The sequence below is a fragment of the Streptomyces sp. HSW2009 genome, assembly GCF_040240285.1.
Taxonomy (GTDB): Bacteria; Actinomycetota; Actinomycetes; order Streptomycetales; family Streptomycetaceae; genus Streptomyces.
The window spans coordinates 1-16,860 of sequence record NZ_JBEHZD010000116.1 but is presented as its reverse complement, the minus strand read 5'-3'; the positions used below and the strand labels follow the sequence as shown (position 1 = coordinate 16,860).

Annotated in this window: 13 protein-coding genes; 8 read left to right on the top strand and 5 right to left on the bottom strand. The window is 72.3% G+C overall.

Features of this window, described 5'->3' with window-relative positions:
• The first annotated feature begins 293 nt into the window (after window positions 1–293).
• On the top strand, window positions 294–2,120 hold the full coding sequence (locus tag AAHZ94_RS11855; RefSeq protein ID WP_349992792.1) for a lytic transglycosylase domain-containing protein: 1,827 nt from the start codon (window positions 294–296) through the stop codon (window positions 2,118–2,120).
• Window positions 2,121–2,548: 428 nt separating this feature from the next.
• Here AAHZ94_RS11855 and hrpB read toward each other — a convergent pair whose 3' ends face one another.
• Together hrpB and AAHZ94_RS11845 are read right to left on the bottom strand one after the other, a co-directional pair.
• Entirely contained in the window at window positions 2,549–5,305 is a 2,757-nt protein-coding gene (hrpB, locus tag AAHZ94_RS11850; RefSeq protein ID WP_349992791.1) for an ATP-dependent helicase HrpB, read from the bottom strand.
• A 179-nt stretch (window positions 5,306–5,484) separates the two neighbouring features.
• Window positions 5,485–6,453, bottom strand: a complete 969-nt coding sequence (locus AAHZ94_RS11845; RefSeq protein ID WP_349992790.1) for a class I SAM-dependent methyltransferase — start codon at window positions 6,451–6,453, stop codon at window positions 5,485–5,487.
• Between the two features lie 369 nt (window positions 6,454–6,822).
• Here AAHZ94_RS11845 and rpsA point away from each other — a divergent pair, with 369 nt between their 5' ends.
• Window positions 6,823–8,334 carry a 30S ribosomal protein S1 gene (gene rpsA, locus AAHZ94_RS11840; protein WP_349992789.1) on the top strand — a complete coding sequence of 504 codons (1,512 nt, stop codon included), beginning with the start codon at window positions 6,823–6,825 and terminating at the stop codon, window positions 8,332–8,334.
• A gap of 184 nt (window positions 8,335–8,518) precedes the next feature.
• Here rpsA and AAHZ94_RS11835 read toward each other — a convergent pair whose 3' ends face one another.
• On the bottom strand, window positions 8,519–9,541 hold the full coding sequence (locus tag AAHZ94_RS11835; protein ID WP_349992788.1) for a right-handed parallel beta-helix repeat-containing protein: 1,023 nt from the start codon (window positions 9,539–9,541) through the stop codon (window positions 8,519–8,521).
• 282 nt (window positions 9,542–9,823) lie between these two features.
• On the opposite strand from AAHZ94_RS11835, the gene AAHZ94_RS11830 reads away from it, so the two are divergent.
• The 3 genes from AAHZ94_RS11830 (at window position 9,824) to AAHZ94_RS11820 (ending at window position 12,555) form a co-directional block, all read left to right on the top strand.
• Window positions 9,824–10,771 carry a PAC2 family protein gene (locus AAHZ94_RS11830; protein ID WP_349992787.1) on the top strand — a complete coding sequence of 316 codons (948 nt, stop codon included), beginning with the start codon at window positions 9,824–9,826 and terminating at the stop codon, window positions 10,769–10,771.
• Between the two features lie 374 nt (window positions 10,772–11,145).
• Window positions 11,146–11,748 carry a dephospho-CoA kinase gene (coaE, locus tag AAHZ94_RS11825; protein ID WP_349992786.1) on the top strand — a complete coding sequence of 201 codons (603 nt, stop codon included), beginning with the start codon at window positions 11,146–11,148 and terminating at the stop codon, window positions 11,746–11,748.
• 426 nt (window positions 11,749–12,174) lie between these two features.
• Window positions 12,175–12,555, top strand: coding sequence for a tetratricopeptide repeat protein (locus AAHZ94_RS11820; RefSeq protein WP_349992785.1), 381 nt, complete (start codon window positions 12,175–12,177; stop codon window positions 12,553–12,555).
• Window positions 12,556–12,765: 210 nt separating this feature from the next.
• On the opposite strand, the gene AAHZ94_RS11815 is transcribed toward AAHZ94_RS11820, so the two are convergent.
• A complete protein-coding gene (locus AAHZ94_RS11815) occupies window positions 12,766–13,089 on the bottom strand; it encodes a DUF6343 family protein (RefSeq protein WP_349992784.1) in 324 nt (107 codons plus the stop codon).
• Window positions 13,090–13,675: 586 nt separating this feature from the next.
• On the opposite strand from AAHZ94_RS11815, the gene AAHZ94_RS11810 reads away from it, so the two are divergent.
• From AAHZ94_RS11810 to AAHZ94_RS11800, 3 genes are all read left to right on the top strand, one after another.
• On the top strand, window positions 13,676–14,374 hold the full coding sequence (locus AAHZ94_RS11810) for a S1 family peptidase (protein ID WP_349992783.1): 699 nt from the start codon (window positions 13,676–13,678) through the stop codon (window positions 14,372–14,374).
• A gap of 200 nt (window positions 14,375–14,574) precedes the next feature.
• Complete coding sequence (locus AAHZ94_RS11805; protein ID WP_349992782.1) at window positions 14,575–15,036, top strand: type II toxin-antitoxin system PemK/MazF family toxin; 462 nt, start codon at window positions 14,575–14,577, stop codon at window positions 15,034–15,036.
• 303 nt (window positions 15,037–15,339) lie between these two features.
• Entirely contained in the window at window positions 15,340–15,984 is a 645-nt protein-coding gene (locus AAHZ94_RS11800; protein WP_349992781.1) for a nucleoside/nucleotide kinase family protein, read from the top strand.
• Window positions 15,985–16,038: 54 nt separating this feature from the next.
• Here the strand turns inward: AAHZ94_RS11800 and AAHZ94_RS11795 are convergent, their stop codons facing one another.
• Window positions 16,039–16,569, bottom strand: coding sequence for a methylated-DNA--[protein]-cysteine S-methyltransferase (locus AAHZ94_RS11795; RefSeq protein WP_349992793.1), 531 nt, complete (start codon window positions 16,567–16,569; stop codon window positions 16,039–16,041).
• Between the last annotated feature and the right edge of the window lie 291 nt (window positions 16,570–16,860).

Sequence of the window (16,860 nt, the reverse complement as noted above, 5' to 3'; positions counted from 1 at the left end):
CCCCGGCGCCCGGCCGGTCGCCCACCCGGTAATCGCAACGTATACCAGTTAATATCCGCCAAACACTATCCGTATCTAGGGGGGGGGGGGGGGCCCCCCCCCCCCGACCTCCAGCGTCCTAGCAGCCGACGGACTCCGCGCAGAGTTTTCCTGTCCTTCGCCGAACCATCCCCTGTCGTATCCGATCAAAGGGGAACGTCATGGGTCGGTAGCTGCGGGCCATGAGTTGCCGTAGTGTCACGGGCATTGTCGCGCGGGGGGAGCGCGTCACAGTCGACGGGAGGGACGGACGGATGGCAGCGCACATCAGTCGGCGACTGCGCCACGGAGCAGCGACGACTGCGGTGGCGGCAGTGGCGATGGCCGCGCTCACGGCCTCTCAGGCCCCGGGCTTCGCAGGCGAGCACCACAAGGAGAAGGAGAGGGACGCCGCGAGCGAGCTGACGCCGCCGCCGGCGGGTGACGCCATCAGCGGCGGCTCCTCGTACTACACGGACCTCCCGCCGCTGCGGAGTCCCAAGAAGTCCGACCTCCCCCGCCGCTCACCGAGCACCAACCAGCCCGGTGGGCAGGGCGGTGGCGCGGATTCCGGCATCCCGGCCACCGTGCTCGACGCGTACCAGCGGGCCGAGTCCGCCGTGGCGCGCGACCGCGCCGAATGCCATCTGCCCTGGGAGTTGCTGGCGGGCATCGGCCGCGTGGAGTCGGGCCAGGCCCGCGGCGGTGCGGTGGACCAGGACGGCACCACCCTGTCGCCGATCCTCGGCCCGGTCCTCAACGGCAACGGTTTCGCCCGCATCACCGACACCGACGGCGGTGCGTACGACGGCGACTCGACCCACGACCGGGCCGTCGGGCCCATGCAGTTCATCCCGTCCACCTGGGCCACCTGGGGCCGGGACGGCAATGGCGACGGTGAGCGCAATCCGAACAACATCTACGACGCGGCGCTGGCAGCGGCCAACTTCCTCTGCTCCAACAACCGCGACCTGGCGGTCAAGGCCGATCTGGACCGGGCGATACTCGGCTACAACCAGTCGACGGAGTATCTGAACACCGTCCTGTCGTGGTTCGAGTACTACAAGAACGGCACCCATGAGGTGCCGGACGGCACCGGCAAGCTGCCCACGGGCGACGGCCCCGGCTCGCGCCACACGGGCCAGCGGCCCGGCAGCGGCGCCGACGCGCGGGAGCGGCCGGGCCACGGCCGGCCGAGCCAGCGCCCCGGTGGGCAGACCCCGAGCACTCCGCCGGCGGAGACCGAGCGCCCCTCGGTCCCGAACACCCCCAGCACGCCGCCCAAGCCGAGCAAGCCGCGCCCGAACCCCGACACTCCGACGACGCCCCCGACCACCACGCCGCCCCCCACCACGCCTCCGACGACTCCGCCCACCACGCCCCCACCGACCACCACGCCGCCCAAGCCGCAGCCGGCGAAGGTCATCTCGCACGTGGGCGCGCGGGAGTTCACGGCCGTTGAGGGCGGTTCGTTCGAGACGTCGCCGCAGGTCAAGGTGGTGGACGCGAAGGGCAAGGCGCTCGCAGCGGTGCGGGTGGGCTTTGAGATCCGCGGCACCACCGAGGCCGAGTTCTACGGGCTCACCAAGAAGGTCACGGTGTTCACGCGGGCGGACGGCACGGCGAAGGCCCCGAAGCTGATCGCCGGCAAGAAGACGGGCACCTTCACGGTCCGGGCCACGGTCGTGGGCCAGGCCGAAGGCGCGGTCGACTTCACCGCGAAGGTGCAGCCCCGCCCCGAGCCGACGCCGACCGCCGACGCACTGACCCGCGCCGACGAGCAGCCCCTCACGGCGAAGCCGGAGGCAGCGTTCACCGACCCGATCGTGGTGCGGGCCACCCACCGGGGCAAGGCCGCGGCGAACGTGCCGCTCACCGCCACGATGATCACCTCGGACAAGGACGCCACCCCGAACGACAAGGGCCCCTACTTCAAGGACGCCCAGGACAAGCCGGTGCGCACGCTCGCCGGCCTGAAGACGGACGCCAAGGGCCAACTCACCCTGCCGGAGATCTTCACCGACGGCACCAAGGGCACCTTCCTCCTCCGCCTCACCACCACCGACGGCACGACGCTGACGCTCACGCTGACGGTCGACTGATCCACCCGAGGGCGCCGGTCGTCACCCACGGCCGGCGCCCGCGGCATGCCCGGCCTGGGGCCAGCACGTCGTACGAGGCGGCATCTGCCGACATCGGGCGACGCCCCTTCGACACCACCCGCCCGGTACGGCCCGGGGCTCCGGCCCGCCCGGTTACGGCCCGCTGCCTTTGCTGCCAGCGGGCGGCGCAACCGCGTCGTGCTCGGGCCGTGGTGTGGCGGGTTGGTCCGGCTGTCATCGGCTCCTCCGGCCAGGGGGGCTTGGGACGTTGGGCGGGTTGCTTGGCGCGTATCTGGCGGTTGTTCTCGCGCGAGAGCGGCGTTGCCTCGGCGGCGGGCGCGGACCGGGGTACGTCCCTGCCGGCCCTGGCCCCGGCCCCGGCCTTGGGTCGGATGGCTTGCTGCCTTCGGTGACCCGCGGCGGTGTGCTCAACCGCGTCGTGTCCGGGCTGTGGTGTGGCGGGTTGGTTCGGCTGTCGTCGGGTCCTCCGGCCAGGGGTGCTTGGGGTATCGGCCGCGTAGTTCGGCGCGCACCGAGCGGTAGCCCTCGCGCCAGAACGACGCCAGGTCGGACGTGACGGCCGCCGGCCGCCCCGCCGGCGACAGCAGATGGACCACCACGGGCACCCGGCCGCCGGCGATGCGCGGCGTCTCCTGCCAGCCGAACAACTCCTGGAGCTTCACCGCGAGCACCGGCTGTTCCTCGGCGTAGTCCACGCGTATCCGTGAGCCGCTCGGCACCTCGATACGCTCCGGCACCCACTCGGCGAAGCGCGCCGCGTCCCCAGTCGCCCAGGGCAACAGCCGCCCCAACTCCGTTCCCGCATCGACCCGTTCGAGATCGGCCCGGCCGCGGGCCCGCCCCAGGGGGCCGGCCAGCCACTCATCCGCCCGCGCCAACAACGCCGCATCACTGACGTCGGGCCACGGCTCGCCCAGGACCCGGTGGGCGAACGCCATGCGCTCCCGCAGCCCCCGGGCCTCCGCCGACCAGCGCAACAGCCCGAGCCCCTCCCGACGCAGCCCCTCCACCAGCCCGGCCCGTACGAGCTCCGGGTCCGGCGCCGACAGCGGCCTGGTGCGCAGCTCGATGCGGCCCAACCGCTCCACCCGGCGGGCCACCAGGTCCGCCCGCTCCGCTGACCAGCCCACCTCCTCGACGGTGGCGTGCAGCGCGGACGCGGCGGCGCGCGCCGTCCCCTCGTCGATCACCACGGCCAGTCGCACCCGCGCCGAGACGGCGTTCACCGGTCGGTCGGCCACCGCGACGGCCAGCCACTCCGCCTCCCGCAGCCCGGAGCCGGCGGACAGCTCCGCGCCCGTCCCCGACGCCATCAGCAGCGCGCCCGCGCCCCGCGCCCGTGCCACCCGCTCGGGAAAGGCGAGCGCGGCGACCAACCCGGCCACCGCGTCGTCGAAGCCCACGCCCCGGCCGCCGCCGGCCACCGGGGGACCGTCCGTACGATGCGCACCGTCTGCACCACCGGTCGTGCCCTCCACCGTCCGCAGCGCACCCACCAACCTGCGGGTCTCCTCGCGCCAGCGCCCGGCGTACGCATCGCCCCCGCGCCGCGCCGCCCGCCAGGCGGCAGCCAGGTCGTCCCCGTACTCCCGCGGCGGTTCCTCACTGAGCAGGGCCACCACCTCGGCGGCCCGGCGCGGGCCGACCTGCCGGGCGCCGTCGAAGAGCGCCCGTGCCAGTCGCGGGTGCAGCCCGAGCCCGGCCATCCGGGCGCCGCGGTCGGTCACCCGGCCCCCGCCGTCGACCGCCCCGATCGCCACCAGCACCTCCCGCGCGGCGGCCATGGCCCCGCCGGGCGGCGGGTCGAGAAGGGCGAGGCCCGACGCGTCCGGCTCGCCCCAGCACGCGCAGTGCAGGGCGAACGCGGTCAGGTCCGCCACCGCGATCTCCGGCGCCGGCCAGCGCGGCAGCCGCCCGTCGTCCGCCTCCGACCAACAGCGGTAGACGGTCCCCGGCGCCTCGCGCCCGGCCCGCCCGGCCCGCTGTCGCGCCGCGGCCTGGGAGGCCCGGACGGTCGTGAGCGCGCTGAGACCGCGCGCGTGGTCCGTGCGCGGCTCCCGCGCCAGGCCCGCGTCCACCACCACCCGCACCCCGGGCACCGTCAGGCTCGACTCCGCGACCGAGGTCGCCAGCACCACCCGCCGCCGCCCCGAGCTGCCGGCCAACACCGCGTCCTGGACGGCGGCCGGCGCCCGCCCGTGCACCTGGAGCACCTCCACGCCCGAGCCCGCGAGGTCCCGCAGGTGGTGTGCGACCCGGCCGATCTCGCCGACGCCCGGCAGGAAGCAGAGCACGTCCCCGGCCTGCTCCCGCAGGGCCCGCCGCACGACGACCGCGACGTGGTCGAGGAAGGCGGGGTCGACCCGCATGCCGTGCGGCGGTCGCACCGCACGCTCCGGCGGCGCCCACACCACGGCCACGGGATGCGCGACACCCGATGCCGTGACCACCGGAGCAGCAGCACCCTCCACCTCTTGATCCGGTACGGCGGTCACTTCGCCCGCATCGCCCGCGAAGCCCACCACGGGCTGCTGCTCGGCCGTCCCGCCGACCGTCCCTACGGCTGTCTCTCCGGCCGCGGACCGTACGCTCTCCTCGCCCGTGCCCGTCCCGGCGGCGTCGGCCCCGCCCAGCAGCGCCGCCCAACCGGCGGCGTCGGTGGTCGCCGAGGCCGCCAGGAGCCACAGCTCGGGCCGCAGCGCGGCCCGTACGTCGAGCAGGAAAGCCGCTGCGGTATCGGCATCGAGGTGCCGCTCATGGCACTCGTCGAGCATGACGACATCAACGCCGGTCAACTCCTGATCCCGTTGCAACCTTTGCAACAGCACACCGGTGGTCACGACCTCGATCGCGGTCCGCGGCCCGACCCGCCGCTCCCCGCGGACCGTGAAGCCCACCCGGCCGCCCACCTCTTCACCGAGCAGCCAGGCCATCCGCCGCGCCGCCGCCCGCGCCGCGATCCGCCGCGGCTCGGCCACGACCACCCGCCGCTGCCGGTCCGCCGGATCCAACAGCCCGGCCAGCGCCAACGGGACCAGCGTCGTCTTGCCCGTACCCGGCGGCGCGCACAGCACGGCGGCCCCGCGGTCCTGGAGGGCCTGCCACAGGGCGGGCAGGGCGCTGCGCACGGGCAGCCGGTCGAGCGCGTCGTTACGGATCGTCATGGTCCCCATCCTCGCAGTGACCACTGACATCGCCGCCAGGGCCGAAAGAACGCCAGCTCAGAGCCGGTCGGCGGGCGCGATCAAACGGGGGGCGCCCGTCACGGAGCGTACGAGCCGGCCCCATCTGACAGCCGCCGCACCGGCGCCCGCGGCCTCAAGGGGAGCGGTGGCCCGGGCGCTCAGTCCCGTTCGCACACGAAGATCGCCGTGCCCGGGATGAGCCGCCCGCGCAGCGGGGACCAGCCGCCCCACTCCTGGCTGTTCCAGTGCGGCCACTCGGGTTCGACGAGGTCGACCAGCCGGAACCCACTGCGCACCACGTCCCGGACCCGGTCGCCCAACGTCCGGTGGTGCTCTACGTAGACGGCGCGGCCCGTCGCGTCCTGCTCGACGTAGGGCGTGCGGTCGAAATAGGAGGCCGCGACCGAAAGCCCCTCCGGGCCCGGCTCGTCGGGGAAGGCCCAGCGCATCGGGTGCGTCACGGAGAACACCCACCGCCCGCCCGGCCGCAGCACCCGCCGCACCTCCTGCATCACGTGCACCGGATCGGCCACGAAGGGAATGGCCCCGTACGCCGAGCACGCCAGGTCGAAACTGCCGTCGGCGAAGGGCAGCGCGCCCGCCTCGGCCTGTACTAGGGGTATGGGGGCGGCCGTGGGGAGCTGGTCGGCGATCCGCAGGGCGTGCTGGAGCTGGCGGTGCGAGAGGTCGAGCGCGACCGGCCTGGCCCCCTGCGCCGCCAGCCAGCGGGAGCACTGCGCGGCTCCGGCCCCGATCTCCAGCACCCTCCGTCCGCTCAGCTCCTCGGCCGGGCCGAGCAGCCCCGCCTCCGCCTCGTCGAGCCCCTCCGGACCCCAGACGAAACGGTCATCCCCGAGGAACGCACCGTGTTCTTCCTGGTACTCGTCCGCGTTCCGGTCCCACCAGCCGCGGCTCGCATGGTTGCTTTCGGTATTGCTCGCGCGCCGCCTGGTGGCCGTTGCATCCTCGTCATCGGCGTCCTCGCGCGCGAGGTCCGAGGCGTCCGCGGGCCTTGCCTCCGGGGCGTGCGCCGGGGCGTGTGACAGCGTGGAATAGGGGCTCGGGCTGCCGGTTCCGACTGTCGTGAAGCTGTCGGGAGCGTCGCTCTGCCGCCGGTCTTGGCTCATCGTCGGTGTCGTCGTACTCTCTGAATCGACCTGTGGCCGCGAACACCGTGAGTGACCCCCGATGGCGGCCCGGACCACGCGTGCGCCTGGCATATGGCGCTGGCCTTCCACATGCGCTCTGTGCGCATTGACCCTGCCCGGCTGCCCCCGTATGCTACAAGTTGCGCTGCGAGCCTGCGTACCTCAGACGGAGCAGGTTGCGCTTGCATCTGTTGTATGTCCCCTCGGTTATGCGAGGCGCTTGCGACCCCCTTCGGGATCGGTCGTCAAGTTCACGCCTCAAAGGCTGGCCGGCTTCGGCAGTGCGATACGGGCTTTCGGCGTAGCAGTACCTACGACTTCAATGTCCGTACCGGAGCCCTTTCCCACATGACGAGCAGCACCGAGACCACCGCCACCACCCCGCAGGTAGCGGTCAACGACATCGGTAACGAGGAAGCCTTCCTCGCCGCGATCGACGAGACGATCAAGTACTTCAACGACGGCGACATCGTCGACGGCGTCATCGTGAAGGTCGACCGGGACGAGGTCCTGCTCGACATCGGTTACAAGACCGAAGGTGTCATCCCGAGCCGAGAGCTCTCGATCAAGCACGACGTCGACCCCAACGAGGTCGTCGCCGTCGGTGACGAGATCGAGGCCCTTGTTCTCCAGAAGGAGGACAAGGAAGGCCGCCTGATCCTCTCGAAGAAGCGCGCCCAGTACGAGCGTGCCTGGGGCACCATCGAGAAGATCAAGGAAGAGGACGGCATCGTCACCGGTACCGTCATCGAGGTCGTCAAGGGTGGTCTCATCCTTGACATCGGCCTCCGTGGCTTCCTGCCGGCCTCCCTGGTCGAGATGCGTCGTGTCCGCGACCTCCAGCCCTACGTGGGCAAGGAGCTTGAGGCCAAGATCATCGAGCTGGACAAGAACCGCAACAATGTGGTCCTGTCCCGCCGCGCCTGGCTGGAGCAGACCCAGAGCGAGGTCCGCCAGACCTTCCTCACCACCCTCCAGAAGGGCCAGGTGCGCTCGGGCGTCGTCTCCTCCATCGTCAACTTCGGTGCCTTCGTGGACCTGGGTGGCGTGGACGGCCTCGTGCACGTCTCCGAGCTCTCCTGGAAGCACATCGACCACCCCTCCGAGGTCGTCGAGGTCGGCCAGGAGGTCACGGTCGAGGTCCTCGACGTCGACATGGACCGCGAGCGCGTCTCCCTGTCGCTCAAGGCGACGCAGGAAGACCCGTGGCAGCAGTTCGCCCGGACCCACCAGATCGGTCAGGTCGTCCCGGGTAAGGTCACCAAGCTCGTCCCGTTCGGCGCGTTCGTCCGCGTCGACGAGGGCATCGAGGGCCTGGTGCACATCTCCGAGCTGGCCGAGCGCCACGTGGAGATCCCGGAGCAGGTCGTCCAGGTCAACGACGAGATCTTCGTCAAGGTCATCGACATCGACCTGGAGCGCCGCCGCATCAGCCTCTCGCTGAAGCAGGCCAACGAGTCCTTCGGCGCCGACCCGGCCTCGGTCGAGTTCGACCCGACGCTGTACGGCATGGCTGCGTCCTACGACGACCAGGGCAACTACATCTACCCCGAGGGCTTCGACCCCGAGGCCAACGACTGGCTGCCCGGGTACGAGAAGCAGCGCGAGGAGTGGGAAGGCCAGTACGCCACGGCCCAGACCCGCTTCGAGCAGCACCAGGCGCAGGTCATCAAGTCCCGCGAGGCCGACGAGCAGGCCGCTGCCGAGGGCGCTGCCGCCCCGGCGTCCGGCGGTGCGGGTGGCGGAGGCAACGTCTCCGGCGGCTCGTACTCCTCGGAGTCGGACGACACCTCCGGCGCCCTGGCTTCGGACGAGGCGCTGGCGGCCCTCCGCGAGAAGCTGGCGGGTGGGCAGAGCTGAGCTCTCCCCCTGCTAGGCGGTAGTTAGCCAACGCCGAAGGCCCACCCCTTGGACGAGGGGTGGGCCTTCGGCGTTCTCTGCGCCGTGCTGCGCGTTCCGCGGGTCCCCGCGCCTGCTACGCGTCGCCACCCGCTCTTGAGCCGCTGCGTCACACGTACCGTGGTGCCGGCGGGGCGGGGCCTCGTCAGTCGCGTACAGGGATGCCTGGGTTGGTCAGTCCGCGGCCTCCGGTGACGGTGTTGCTGCTGGTCACCGTGGTCGGGCAGCGCTGTGCGTCGTAGTGGGTGACATGGATGGCGTACCGGTCAGGCCCGGTGGAACCGCTCAGGTCGGACTTGTTGCCGCGGAACGTGGTGCGACAGCCCCAGCCGGGCTGCACCTCGTGCGTCTGGTAGCCGTCGTTGGTGGTGCGCTGCCCGACGTTGTTCTCGACCAGGACGTCATTGCCCTTGATGTCGACCCAGGAGTCGTCGTAGTGGGTGCCGGTCAGCCCGCTGCCGTCGAAGGTGTTACCGATGATCCTGGTACCGGTGGTGCCCTCCTTGACATCGATGTTCTCGCCGCCGATGCCGGGGCCGAGCGTGTTGTTCTGGATCAGGATGTGATCGCTCTTGTCCGAGGTGCCGCCCGCGCTGCCGACGTAGATGCCCTCGCCCATGCCCCGGCCATCGGTGCCGGTGTTCCGGATCGTCGAGTTCTTGATCGATCCGTTGGCGCTCGACTTGCGCCAGTGCACGCCCTCCATGGTCAGACCCTGCACGGTGACGCCGTCGATGTGCACGCCGTTCGCCGCGTCCATGACGATCCCCTTCTGCCCACCGGTGACGGTGAACCCGCGCAGCCGCCAGTCGCCGGCGCCGTTGAGGTGCAGCCCGTAGCCGCCGCCAGCGGTCAGCACGGCCTTGGCGGAGCCGGTCAGGGTGATGGGCGAGGCCGGACTGCCGGCCCGGGTGGTCTTGAAGTTTCCGCGGTACGTGCCGTCGGCCAGGGAGATGGTGTCGCCGGGGCCTGCGGTGGCGAGAGCGTCCTTGAGCTGCTGCGCGGTGGATACCGGGATGACGGCCGCGGTGTGCGCAGCGGGATGCGCGGCGGCCGACGTGGCCGGGCCGGTGGCGAGTAGCCCCGTACAGCCGAGCAGGGCGAGCGGGAAGGCGACGCGGCCGTACGGACGGTGGGCGGGGGTGTGCTGGATCGGGCGAGTACGCATGGGCCTGCCTCTGGGTCGGGGGCGATCGTGCCGGGAGGGGCGCTGGCAGGTGAACGGTCTGGTGGGTGAACGGGGGGCTGGTACGTGAACGCCTGCCGGGAGGGGAAGGTAGGGGCGCCCCCGAGCGACGTCAACCAGGGGGGTGCGATCGCCGCGCATCAGAGCCTGGGGGAGCGCTTTGCGACACCGGTGCTCCAAGACCTTCGAGCAGGGACCGGACACCGGGAATGCCGGCGGGGGCAGCGGCGTTGGCCACAACGAGAACGAGGAGGAGCGGTCACGGTGTTGGAACCCCAGGACTTGTACGCATGGGAGCCGAGCGGGCTCGCGGCAGTGGACGCGATAACGTCTCGCGACTCCGCCGGGCTGGTGCTGCTCTACCACTTCGACGGCTACATCGACGCGGGTGAGACCGGTGCGCAGATCGTCGAGCGGCTGCTGAAGGGCCTGCCGCACCAGGTCGTCGCCCGCTTCGACCACGATCGGCTCGTGGACTACCGGGCCAGGCGGCCCCTGCTGACCTTCGAGCGCGATCGGTGGACGGCTTACGAGACGCCCGTGATCGAGCTCCACCTCGTGCGCGACGCCACCGGGGCCCCCTTCCTGCTGTTGGCGGGGCCGGAGCCGGACGTGGAGTGGGAGCGCTTCGCCGCGGCCGTGCGGCAGGTCGTCGAGCGGCTCGGGGTGCGCCTCACGGTCAACTTCCACGGCATCCCGATGGGCGTGCCCCACACCCGGCCGGTCGGGCTGACCCCGCACGGCAACCGCGTCGACCTGACGCCGGGTTACCAGGGCATCTTCGACGAGGCCCAAGTGCCGGGCAGCGCCGAGTCCCTGATCGAGTACCGACTGAGCGAGGCCGGGCACGACGTGCTGGGCGTGGCGGCGCACGTGCCGCACTACGTGGCCAGGTCGCCCTACCCGGACGCCGCGCTGACGACCCTTGAGGCGGTCACCGCGGCAACGGGCCTGGTGCTTCCCGGAGTCGCGCACACCCTGCGGACGGCCGCGCTGCGGACCCAGGAGGAGATCGAGCGACAGATCTCCGAAGGGGACGAGGAGTTGGTGTCCCTGGTGCGCGGCCTTGAGCACCAGTACGACGCCATAGCCGGCGCGGAGACGCGCGGCAGCCTGGTCGCCGAGCCCGCCGAACTTCCCTCGGCGGATGAGTTGGGGGCGGAGCTGGAGCAGTTCCTCGCGGAGCGGGCGGAGCGCGACGGCGACGTCTGAGGCCGCTGCCCCCGGGCACGTCTGATGCTGCTGGCCCGGCTCCCGGGTGAGGCGATCGGATCGCGCCGGGACATCCGGGCTCCCGGCACTGACTGAGAGACGGGCTCTTCCCTTCCCTTCCCTTCCCTTCCCTTCCCTCCCTCCAGCCAGTGTCGGGCTGTGTCGCGTGCGCGCTGGCCGGGCTGCGCGGGTGGCTCGGTGTCGAGCGCCGTGGCCGGACGCATGATCGTCGCCGACGCCGGACGCGATTCCCGCAGGTCTGGGCGGCGCGGACCGGACATCCGGTACGTACGGGGACGGCACACCCCTGCTCACCGGCTGGCGTGGGCCCGGGCGCAGCCGGTCAGTCGAGCCGGGCCGCATAGTCTTGGCCCATGCTGAAGCTGGGGCTCACGGGTGGAATCGGTGCGGGCAAGAGCGAGGTGTCGCGGCTGCTCGCCTCGTACGGGGCGGTGCTGATCGACTCCGACAAGATCGCGCGCGAGGTGGTCGAGCCGGGGACCCCCGGTCTGGCCGCGGTGGTGGCGGAGTTCGGCCCGGAGGTGCTGGGCGCCGACGGCCGACTCGACCGGCCGAAGCTCGGTTCCATCGTGTTCGCCGATCCACAGCGGCTCGCCGCGCTCAACGCGATCGTCCATCCGCTGGTGCGCGAGCGCTCTGCCGAACTGGAACAGGCGGCAGGCGAGGGGGCCATCGTCGTGCACGACGTGCCGCTGCTCACCGAGAACGGCCTCGCCCCCCTCTTCGACCTCGTTCTGGTCGTGGACGCCGCGCCCGAGACGCAGTGCGACCGCCTGGTGCGGCATCGCGGCATGACCGAGGCGGAGGCGCGCTCGCGGATGGCCGCCCAGGCGACGCGGGAGCAGCGGCTGGCCCTGGCGGATCTGGTCATCGACAACGACGGCCCGCTGGAAGCGCTGGAGCCCCAGGTCAGGAAGGTCTGGGAACAACTCAAGGAGCGCGCGGCGGGGGCGTAGCGGCGCTCTACGCGCACCCTCCGCACCACCCTCAGTACCGGCCCGGCGCGCGAGTTCCGTGGGGTGGCGTGGGACCACGGGACCGCGGTGGTGTGCGTACGTGTCGTGCCGCTCGCCGTCGTTCCCGGTCTCGGTCAGGGCGCGTGGCGCCCCGTGGAGCGACCGGCGTGCGGAGCCGTACACACCCCATCCCGTACGGACGGTGAGTTCCCCGGCGCGTGAGGGGCCGGGGGCAGGGGAATACAGAGGCGGGGCCCGTCGTTGTCAGGCGTGTTGACGCGCCACCGTACCGCGGACGCGGTGTGGTGGCTTCCCGCACCAGGGCGCGGGCGCCGGGCCAGCAGGGCGAGGCGCCGGCCCGCGGGGCGCGGCTTCATCGCCCATGGCCGGCGACCAGTGTCCGGGAAACCGGGAGAGGAGACGGCAGTGACCAGGCAGCATACGCCCGAGACGCATGTGATCGACTACCGCGCGGCGGAGCAGTTGCTCGCGGCGCGCGACCCGCGCGGCGCCGTGAAACTGCTGGACTCCGTCATATCCGCGCATCCGGACAACACCGCGGCCCGACTCCTGCGGGCGCGGGCCTTCTTCCTGGGGGCCCAACTCCGCGCTGCGGAGATGGAGTTCCAGCACGTGCTGGAGCGGGAGCCGGACAACGCGTTCGCGCACTTCGCGCTGGCCCGCACGCTGGAGCGGGCCAGCCGCCCCGATGAGGCCACGCGCCACTTCCGGCTGGCCGCGGCTCTCGATCCGCGCCCGGACTTCGTCGCGGCGGCGCGCTTCGGCGAGGGCGGTCCGGCGAACTGACGGAGAGCGGGCGGGGCGTCCGGCCCGTAGCGTCGACCCCGGTGCTGGTCACCGAGGTCGTGACGACTACGGCCGGGCGCCCCGCCCGTCTGTCGTGGTTGGGCTTTGCCCCGTCGTCGTGGTCGGGCGCCCCGCCCACGGCCCCGGTCCGGCGAGGGCCTGGCCGTGTGATCGGCCAGACATCCGTCCCTCGCACCCACCCCTTGGTGATCAGGCGGTGCCGTGGTGCTCGCCATCGGCCGGCGGTTTCGGGGCGCCGCGCTTCGGCACGTTACTGCCGCTGACCGGCTCGTACGGGGGCACGTCCCGGCCCGGTTGGTAGTGCGGTCCTTGGCGCAGGTGGCGTACGACGAAGCCGAGGTCGAGAGCGGTCACGGCGACGACCACCGCACACGCCCCGGCCCACCCCACCCGGCCGACGACGGCGAAGCCAACCGCACCGGCGAGTGACCAGACCAGCCCCCACAGCGCGAGCGCGAGCCGCAACCGCAGCGGGCTGCGCGCGTGGACGGGCTCGTCTCCGGTTCTGAGCATGACGATCCATCTCCCGTAATCCACGGTACTGCGGGGAGTGGGTGGGGTGACGGTGCGACGGGGTGCCTGCATGCCGGCTCGGGGCAAGGGTCGGCAGCTTGGCGGGGCGTTTTCGGCGGTGCGGCGTACGGCCGTAGGCGTATCGGAGCCCTATGTCTCGGTGGCGTATGCCTCGGGCGAGGCTTCCGTGCCTGCCCATGGGTGCCAGACGGATCGCGTTGCCCTTGGGCGGGCGCCTGAGCAGATGGCCGATGTGGCCGCAAGGCGTTGTCGTAGAGACGCGGGCTGTTCGTGAGCGGTGGGACAGGTGGGGTGGTCGGGGCGCCTGGAGGGGGAGCGAGCCGGGGCGTGGGGCGGTGGCGCGAGGTGGCGGTGTGCGGGTGATGGGCCCAACTCAGTGCGGGCCGGAGCCTGGTGGCGACGTGGGTGCCGGGAAGGGAGGGCGGCGCGGGTCGCCGCACAGGGGTGCCCGAGTGGTCAGGGCTCGCCCCATACTGGCCGCTGTCGGCGCCAGCCAAGTTGGCGCCCCCCTACCAGTGCAGCGCGACCGCGTACCGCTCCTGCTCGCCCGATCTGGGAGGAAACCATGAGATATCCCCCTGTTCTCGCCCGTCTGTCGCGCCCGCTCTGGGTGGCGGTTCTGTTGGCCGTCCTCGCGCTGCTCGTCGCCGGGGCGCCGGCTGCCACCGCCGCGGATCGGCAGACCGTCGTTATGGGCGGCTCCACGATCTACAGCAGCAACGGCAAGTCCTGCATGGTGGGCTTCAACGCGGACAAGGGCCATGATCCGTACGGCATCGTCCCGGGCTACTGCGTGCAGGCCGTGGGAACCCAGTGGTTCGCCGACCGCGAGCGGACCATCCCCATCGGTACGACGGTGGTGGCCGGCTATCCGCACTCGGGCTACGGCCTGATCCACTACACCAACCCGGACGTCTCCTTCCCCGGTCAAGTGCGGCTCGGCAACGGGCAGACGATCGATCTCGCCGGCGCCAAGAACCCCGTCGTGGGGGAGCAGATCTGCCAGGTGGGCCGGGTCCTCGGTTGGACCTGCGGCACCGTGCAGCAGGTCAACGTCTCGGTGGCCTTCCCCGACGGCATGGTGAACGGCCTGTTCACCTCCAGCGCCTGCGCGGACCCTTCGAACGTCGGCGGTGCTGTCGTCGCGGGTGACAAGGCGTTGGGCTTCATCGTCGGTGAGACCGGCGACTGTAGGGTCGGCGGCCGGACGTTCTACCAGCCGGTCATTCCCGTACTGGCCGCGCACGGGTTGGTGCTGCGCTGATCGCAGGGTCACCGTTTGTACCCCCCACCTGAGTGGCCTTCGTGCGGCGCCTCGTCCCCTGGCGCGCTGTCGGTTCTACCTGCTCTGTCCTGCGTGTTTGCTCCGTAGCACTGCCCCGTGGCCACGGCCGCGCCGGGCCCTCGTCCGTGCGGTGGGGCCGCGGCCTGGGCCACGGGAGGCGCGCGGGCTAGCGTGGGCGGATGACGTCAGCGATCAATGACTCGAACGATTCGCCCGCGACCCCCGGCCGGTATGGACCGTCGGCCACCGTCGAGGCGCAGCCCCGACAGGTCGGCCCGGTACGGACCGAGTACGCCCCCGATCCGGACGGTGATCCGGACCCCGGCGAGATCGTCTGGACCTGGGTGCCGTACGAGGAGAACGACGGGCGGGGCAAGGACCGGCCGGTGCTGGTCGTCGCGCGCGAGCGGGGCGGGACGCTGCTGGCCGTGCAGTTGTCGAGCAAGCAGCACGACACCGACCGGGAGTGGGTGCCGATCGGCTCCGGGCCGTGGGACCGGGCGGGGCGGGAATCGTGGGTCGATCTGGACCGGGTGCTGCGCCTGCACTCCGACGGCATGCGGCGCGAAGCCTGCGCTCTGGACCACCCCCGCTTCGACCGGGTCGTGGTGCGACTGCGGGAACGCTACGGCTGGCGCTGACGACGCCCAGACCGTGGGGCACGGGTGCCGTGCCGGTCGGTGACCCACCGCTGGGGCGGGCCGTTGCCGGTGGCGCGGCCGGCATGACGCGGGTCGGTCGAGCCCGCCGCCCCGTTGCCCATCGCCCCGTTGCCCACTGCCCTGCTGCTCGCCGCCCCGTTGCCCGCCGCTCTGCCGCCCGCCGCGCCGTCGCGAAGCGCCCCCGCCGCAGGCAGCCCGCTGCCACCCCAGTGTGGGCGTGGCTCCGACCGGGTAGATGGAGGCGCCGGCCGAGTGCCCGGTGCGGGCCGGCATGATGGTGGGGTGCGGCTCGAAGCGATCTCCTGGGAACGGTTGACCGACGCGCTCGCCGATCGGGTGGCGCGGACCGCGGCCGAAGACGGTGGTCCCTGGCTGCGGGTCGCGGTGGACGGCGCGCCGGCCGCCGAGGGCGAGTTGCTCGCGGCGCGGCTCGCCGAGGCCCTGCGGCTGCGCGGACGGTTCGTCCTGGTGGTGGCCGCCGCCGGTTTCCTGCGACCCGCGTCGCTGCGCTTCGAGTACGGGCGTCAGGATGCCGAGACGTACTACGAGGGGTGGACCGATACCGGAGCCCTGTGGCGGGAGGTCTTCAACCCGCTCGACCCAGGGGGGTCCGGGCGGGTGCTGCCCGACCTGTGGGACCCGGTCACCGATCGGGCCACGCGCTCGCCCGCCGTGCAACTGCCGCCCGGCGGCGTACTGGTGGTGCAGGGACCGCTGCTGCTCGGCCATTGGTTCCCCTTCGACTTCTCCGTCCATCTGCGACTGTCCCCGGCCGCCTTGGCCCGTCGTACGCCGGACGATGCCCGGTGGACGCTCCCCGCGTTCGCCCGGTACGAGGCGGAAGTGGACCCGGTGCAGGCCGCCGACGTCGTCGTACAGGCCGACAAGCCGCGGCATCCGGCGTGGAACGGCGCCGCGACCGGCTAGACCGGGCCGGCCGCGCCCCCTGTGCGAAGCCGATGGGAGCGCGTGACCAGGGTGTTAGAAGAGCGGCTGCGGCAGGACGCCCTCCAGGGCGAGGAGCGTGCGCTTGGTCTCCAGGCCGCCGCCGAAGCCGCCTATGCCGCCGCCGCTCTCGACGACCCGGTGACAGGGGACGACGATCGGCAACGGGTTCGAAGCCATGGCCACCCCGACCGCCCGGGCGGCACCGGGCTCACCGACGCGGACGGCGAGGTCCTGATAGCCGACCACGGTGCCGTACGGAACGTGAGCGGCCAACTCGCGCAGCACCCGCCGGTTGAAGCCCGAGATCAGCGACCAGTCCAGGGGCAGCGTGAAGTCCTGGAGGCCGTCATCGAAGTAGGCGTTGAGCTGGCGAACCGCCTCCGCGACCCAGCGATGGTCGGACTCTGGGGCGGCGGGCACGGCGGTCCCGAGTCGGCGGGCGGCCTGCTCCAGCGCCCGGGTGGCCCGCGCGGTCGTGGCGTGGAAGACGACCTCCACCAGTCCCTGGTCCGTGGCGACCAGCAGCAGGGGGCCTATCGGCGTGTCGATGCCCTGCCAGGCCAGGGACCGACGGCCGGGCTGCGCCTGGTCATTGCCTGCCGCGGCCGGGCCCTGGGGCCGGGCGGGCTCCTGCCGTACGGAGGCGGACGGGGCGGCGGACGCCCCCTGCTCCACCTGCTCTGAGATGTTCACGCGTCCAGCCTAGGACGCCCCTCTGACAATCGCTGCTGACCTGCGACGATGCGATGCTTTCCGGCCGCTGTGCGGACCCAGACCCGGACCCGACACCGCCGCGGCCCTGGCTGTTATACCCATCTGCCCCTGCCGCCGAAACACCTTGTGTAGATGGGGGTG

What these genes read in the sequence shown, in the direction of transcription:
- AAHZ94_RS11805 (WP_349992782.1), top strand. Translation starts at nt 14,575, where the DNA reads ATGACGTCAGCGATCAATGACTCGAACGATTCGCCCGCGACCCCCGGC.
- AAHZ94_RS11810 (WP_349992783.1), top strand. Translation starts at nt 13,676, where the DNA reads ATGAGATATCCCCCTGTTCTCGCCCGTCTGTCGCGCCCGCTCTGGGTG.
- rpsA (WP_349992789.1), top strand. Translation starts at nt 6,823, where the DNA reads ATGACGAGCAGCACCGAGACCACCGCCACCACCCCGCAGGTAGCGGTC.
- coaE (WP_349992786.1), top strand. Translation starts at nt 11,146, where the DNA reads ATGCTGAAGCTGGGGCTCACGGGTGGAATCGGTGCGGGCAAGAGCGAG.
- AAHZ94_RS11815 (WP_349992784.1), bottom strand. Translation starts at nt 13,089, where the DNA reads ATGCTCAGAACCGGAGACGAGCCCGTCCACGCGCGCAGCCCGCTGCGG.
- AAHZ94_RS11845 (WP_349992790.1), bottom strand. Translation starts at nt 6,453, where the DNA reads ATGAGCCAAGACCGGCGGCAGAGCGACGCTCCCGACAGCTTCACGACA.
- hrpB (WP_349992791.1), bottom strand. Translation starts at nt 5,305, where the DNA reads ATGACGATCCGTAACGACGCGCTCGACCGGCTGCCCGTGCGCAGCGCC.
- AAHZ94_RS11855 (WP_349992792.1), top strand. Translation starts at nt 294, where the DNA reads ATGGCAGCGCACATCAGTCGGCGACTGCGCCACGGAGCAGCGACGACT.
- AAHZ94_RS11835 (WP_349992788.1), bottom strand. Translation starts at nt 9,541, where the DNA reads ATGCGTACTCGCCCGATCCAGCACACCCCCGCCCACCGTCCGTACGGC.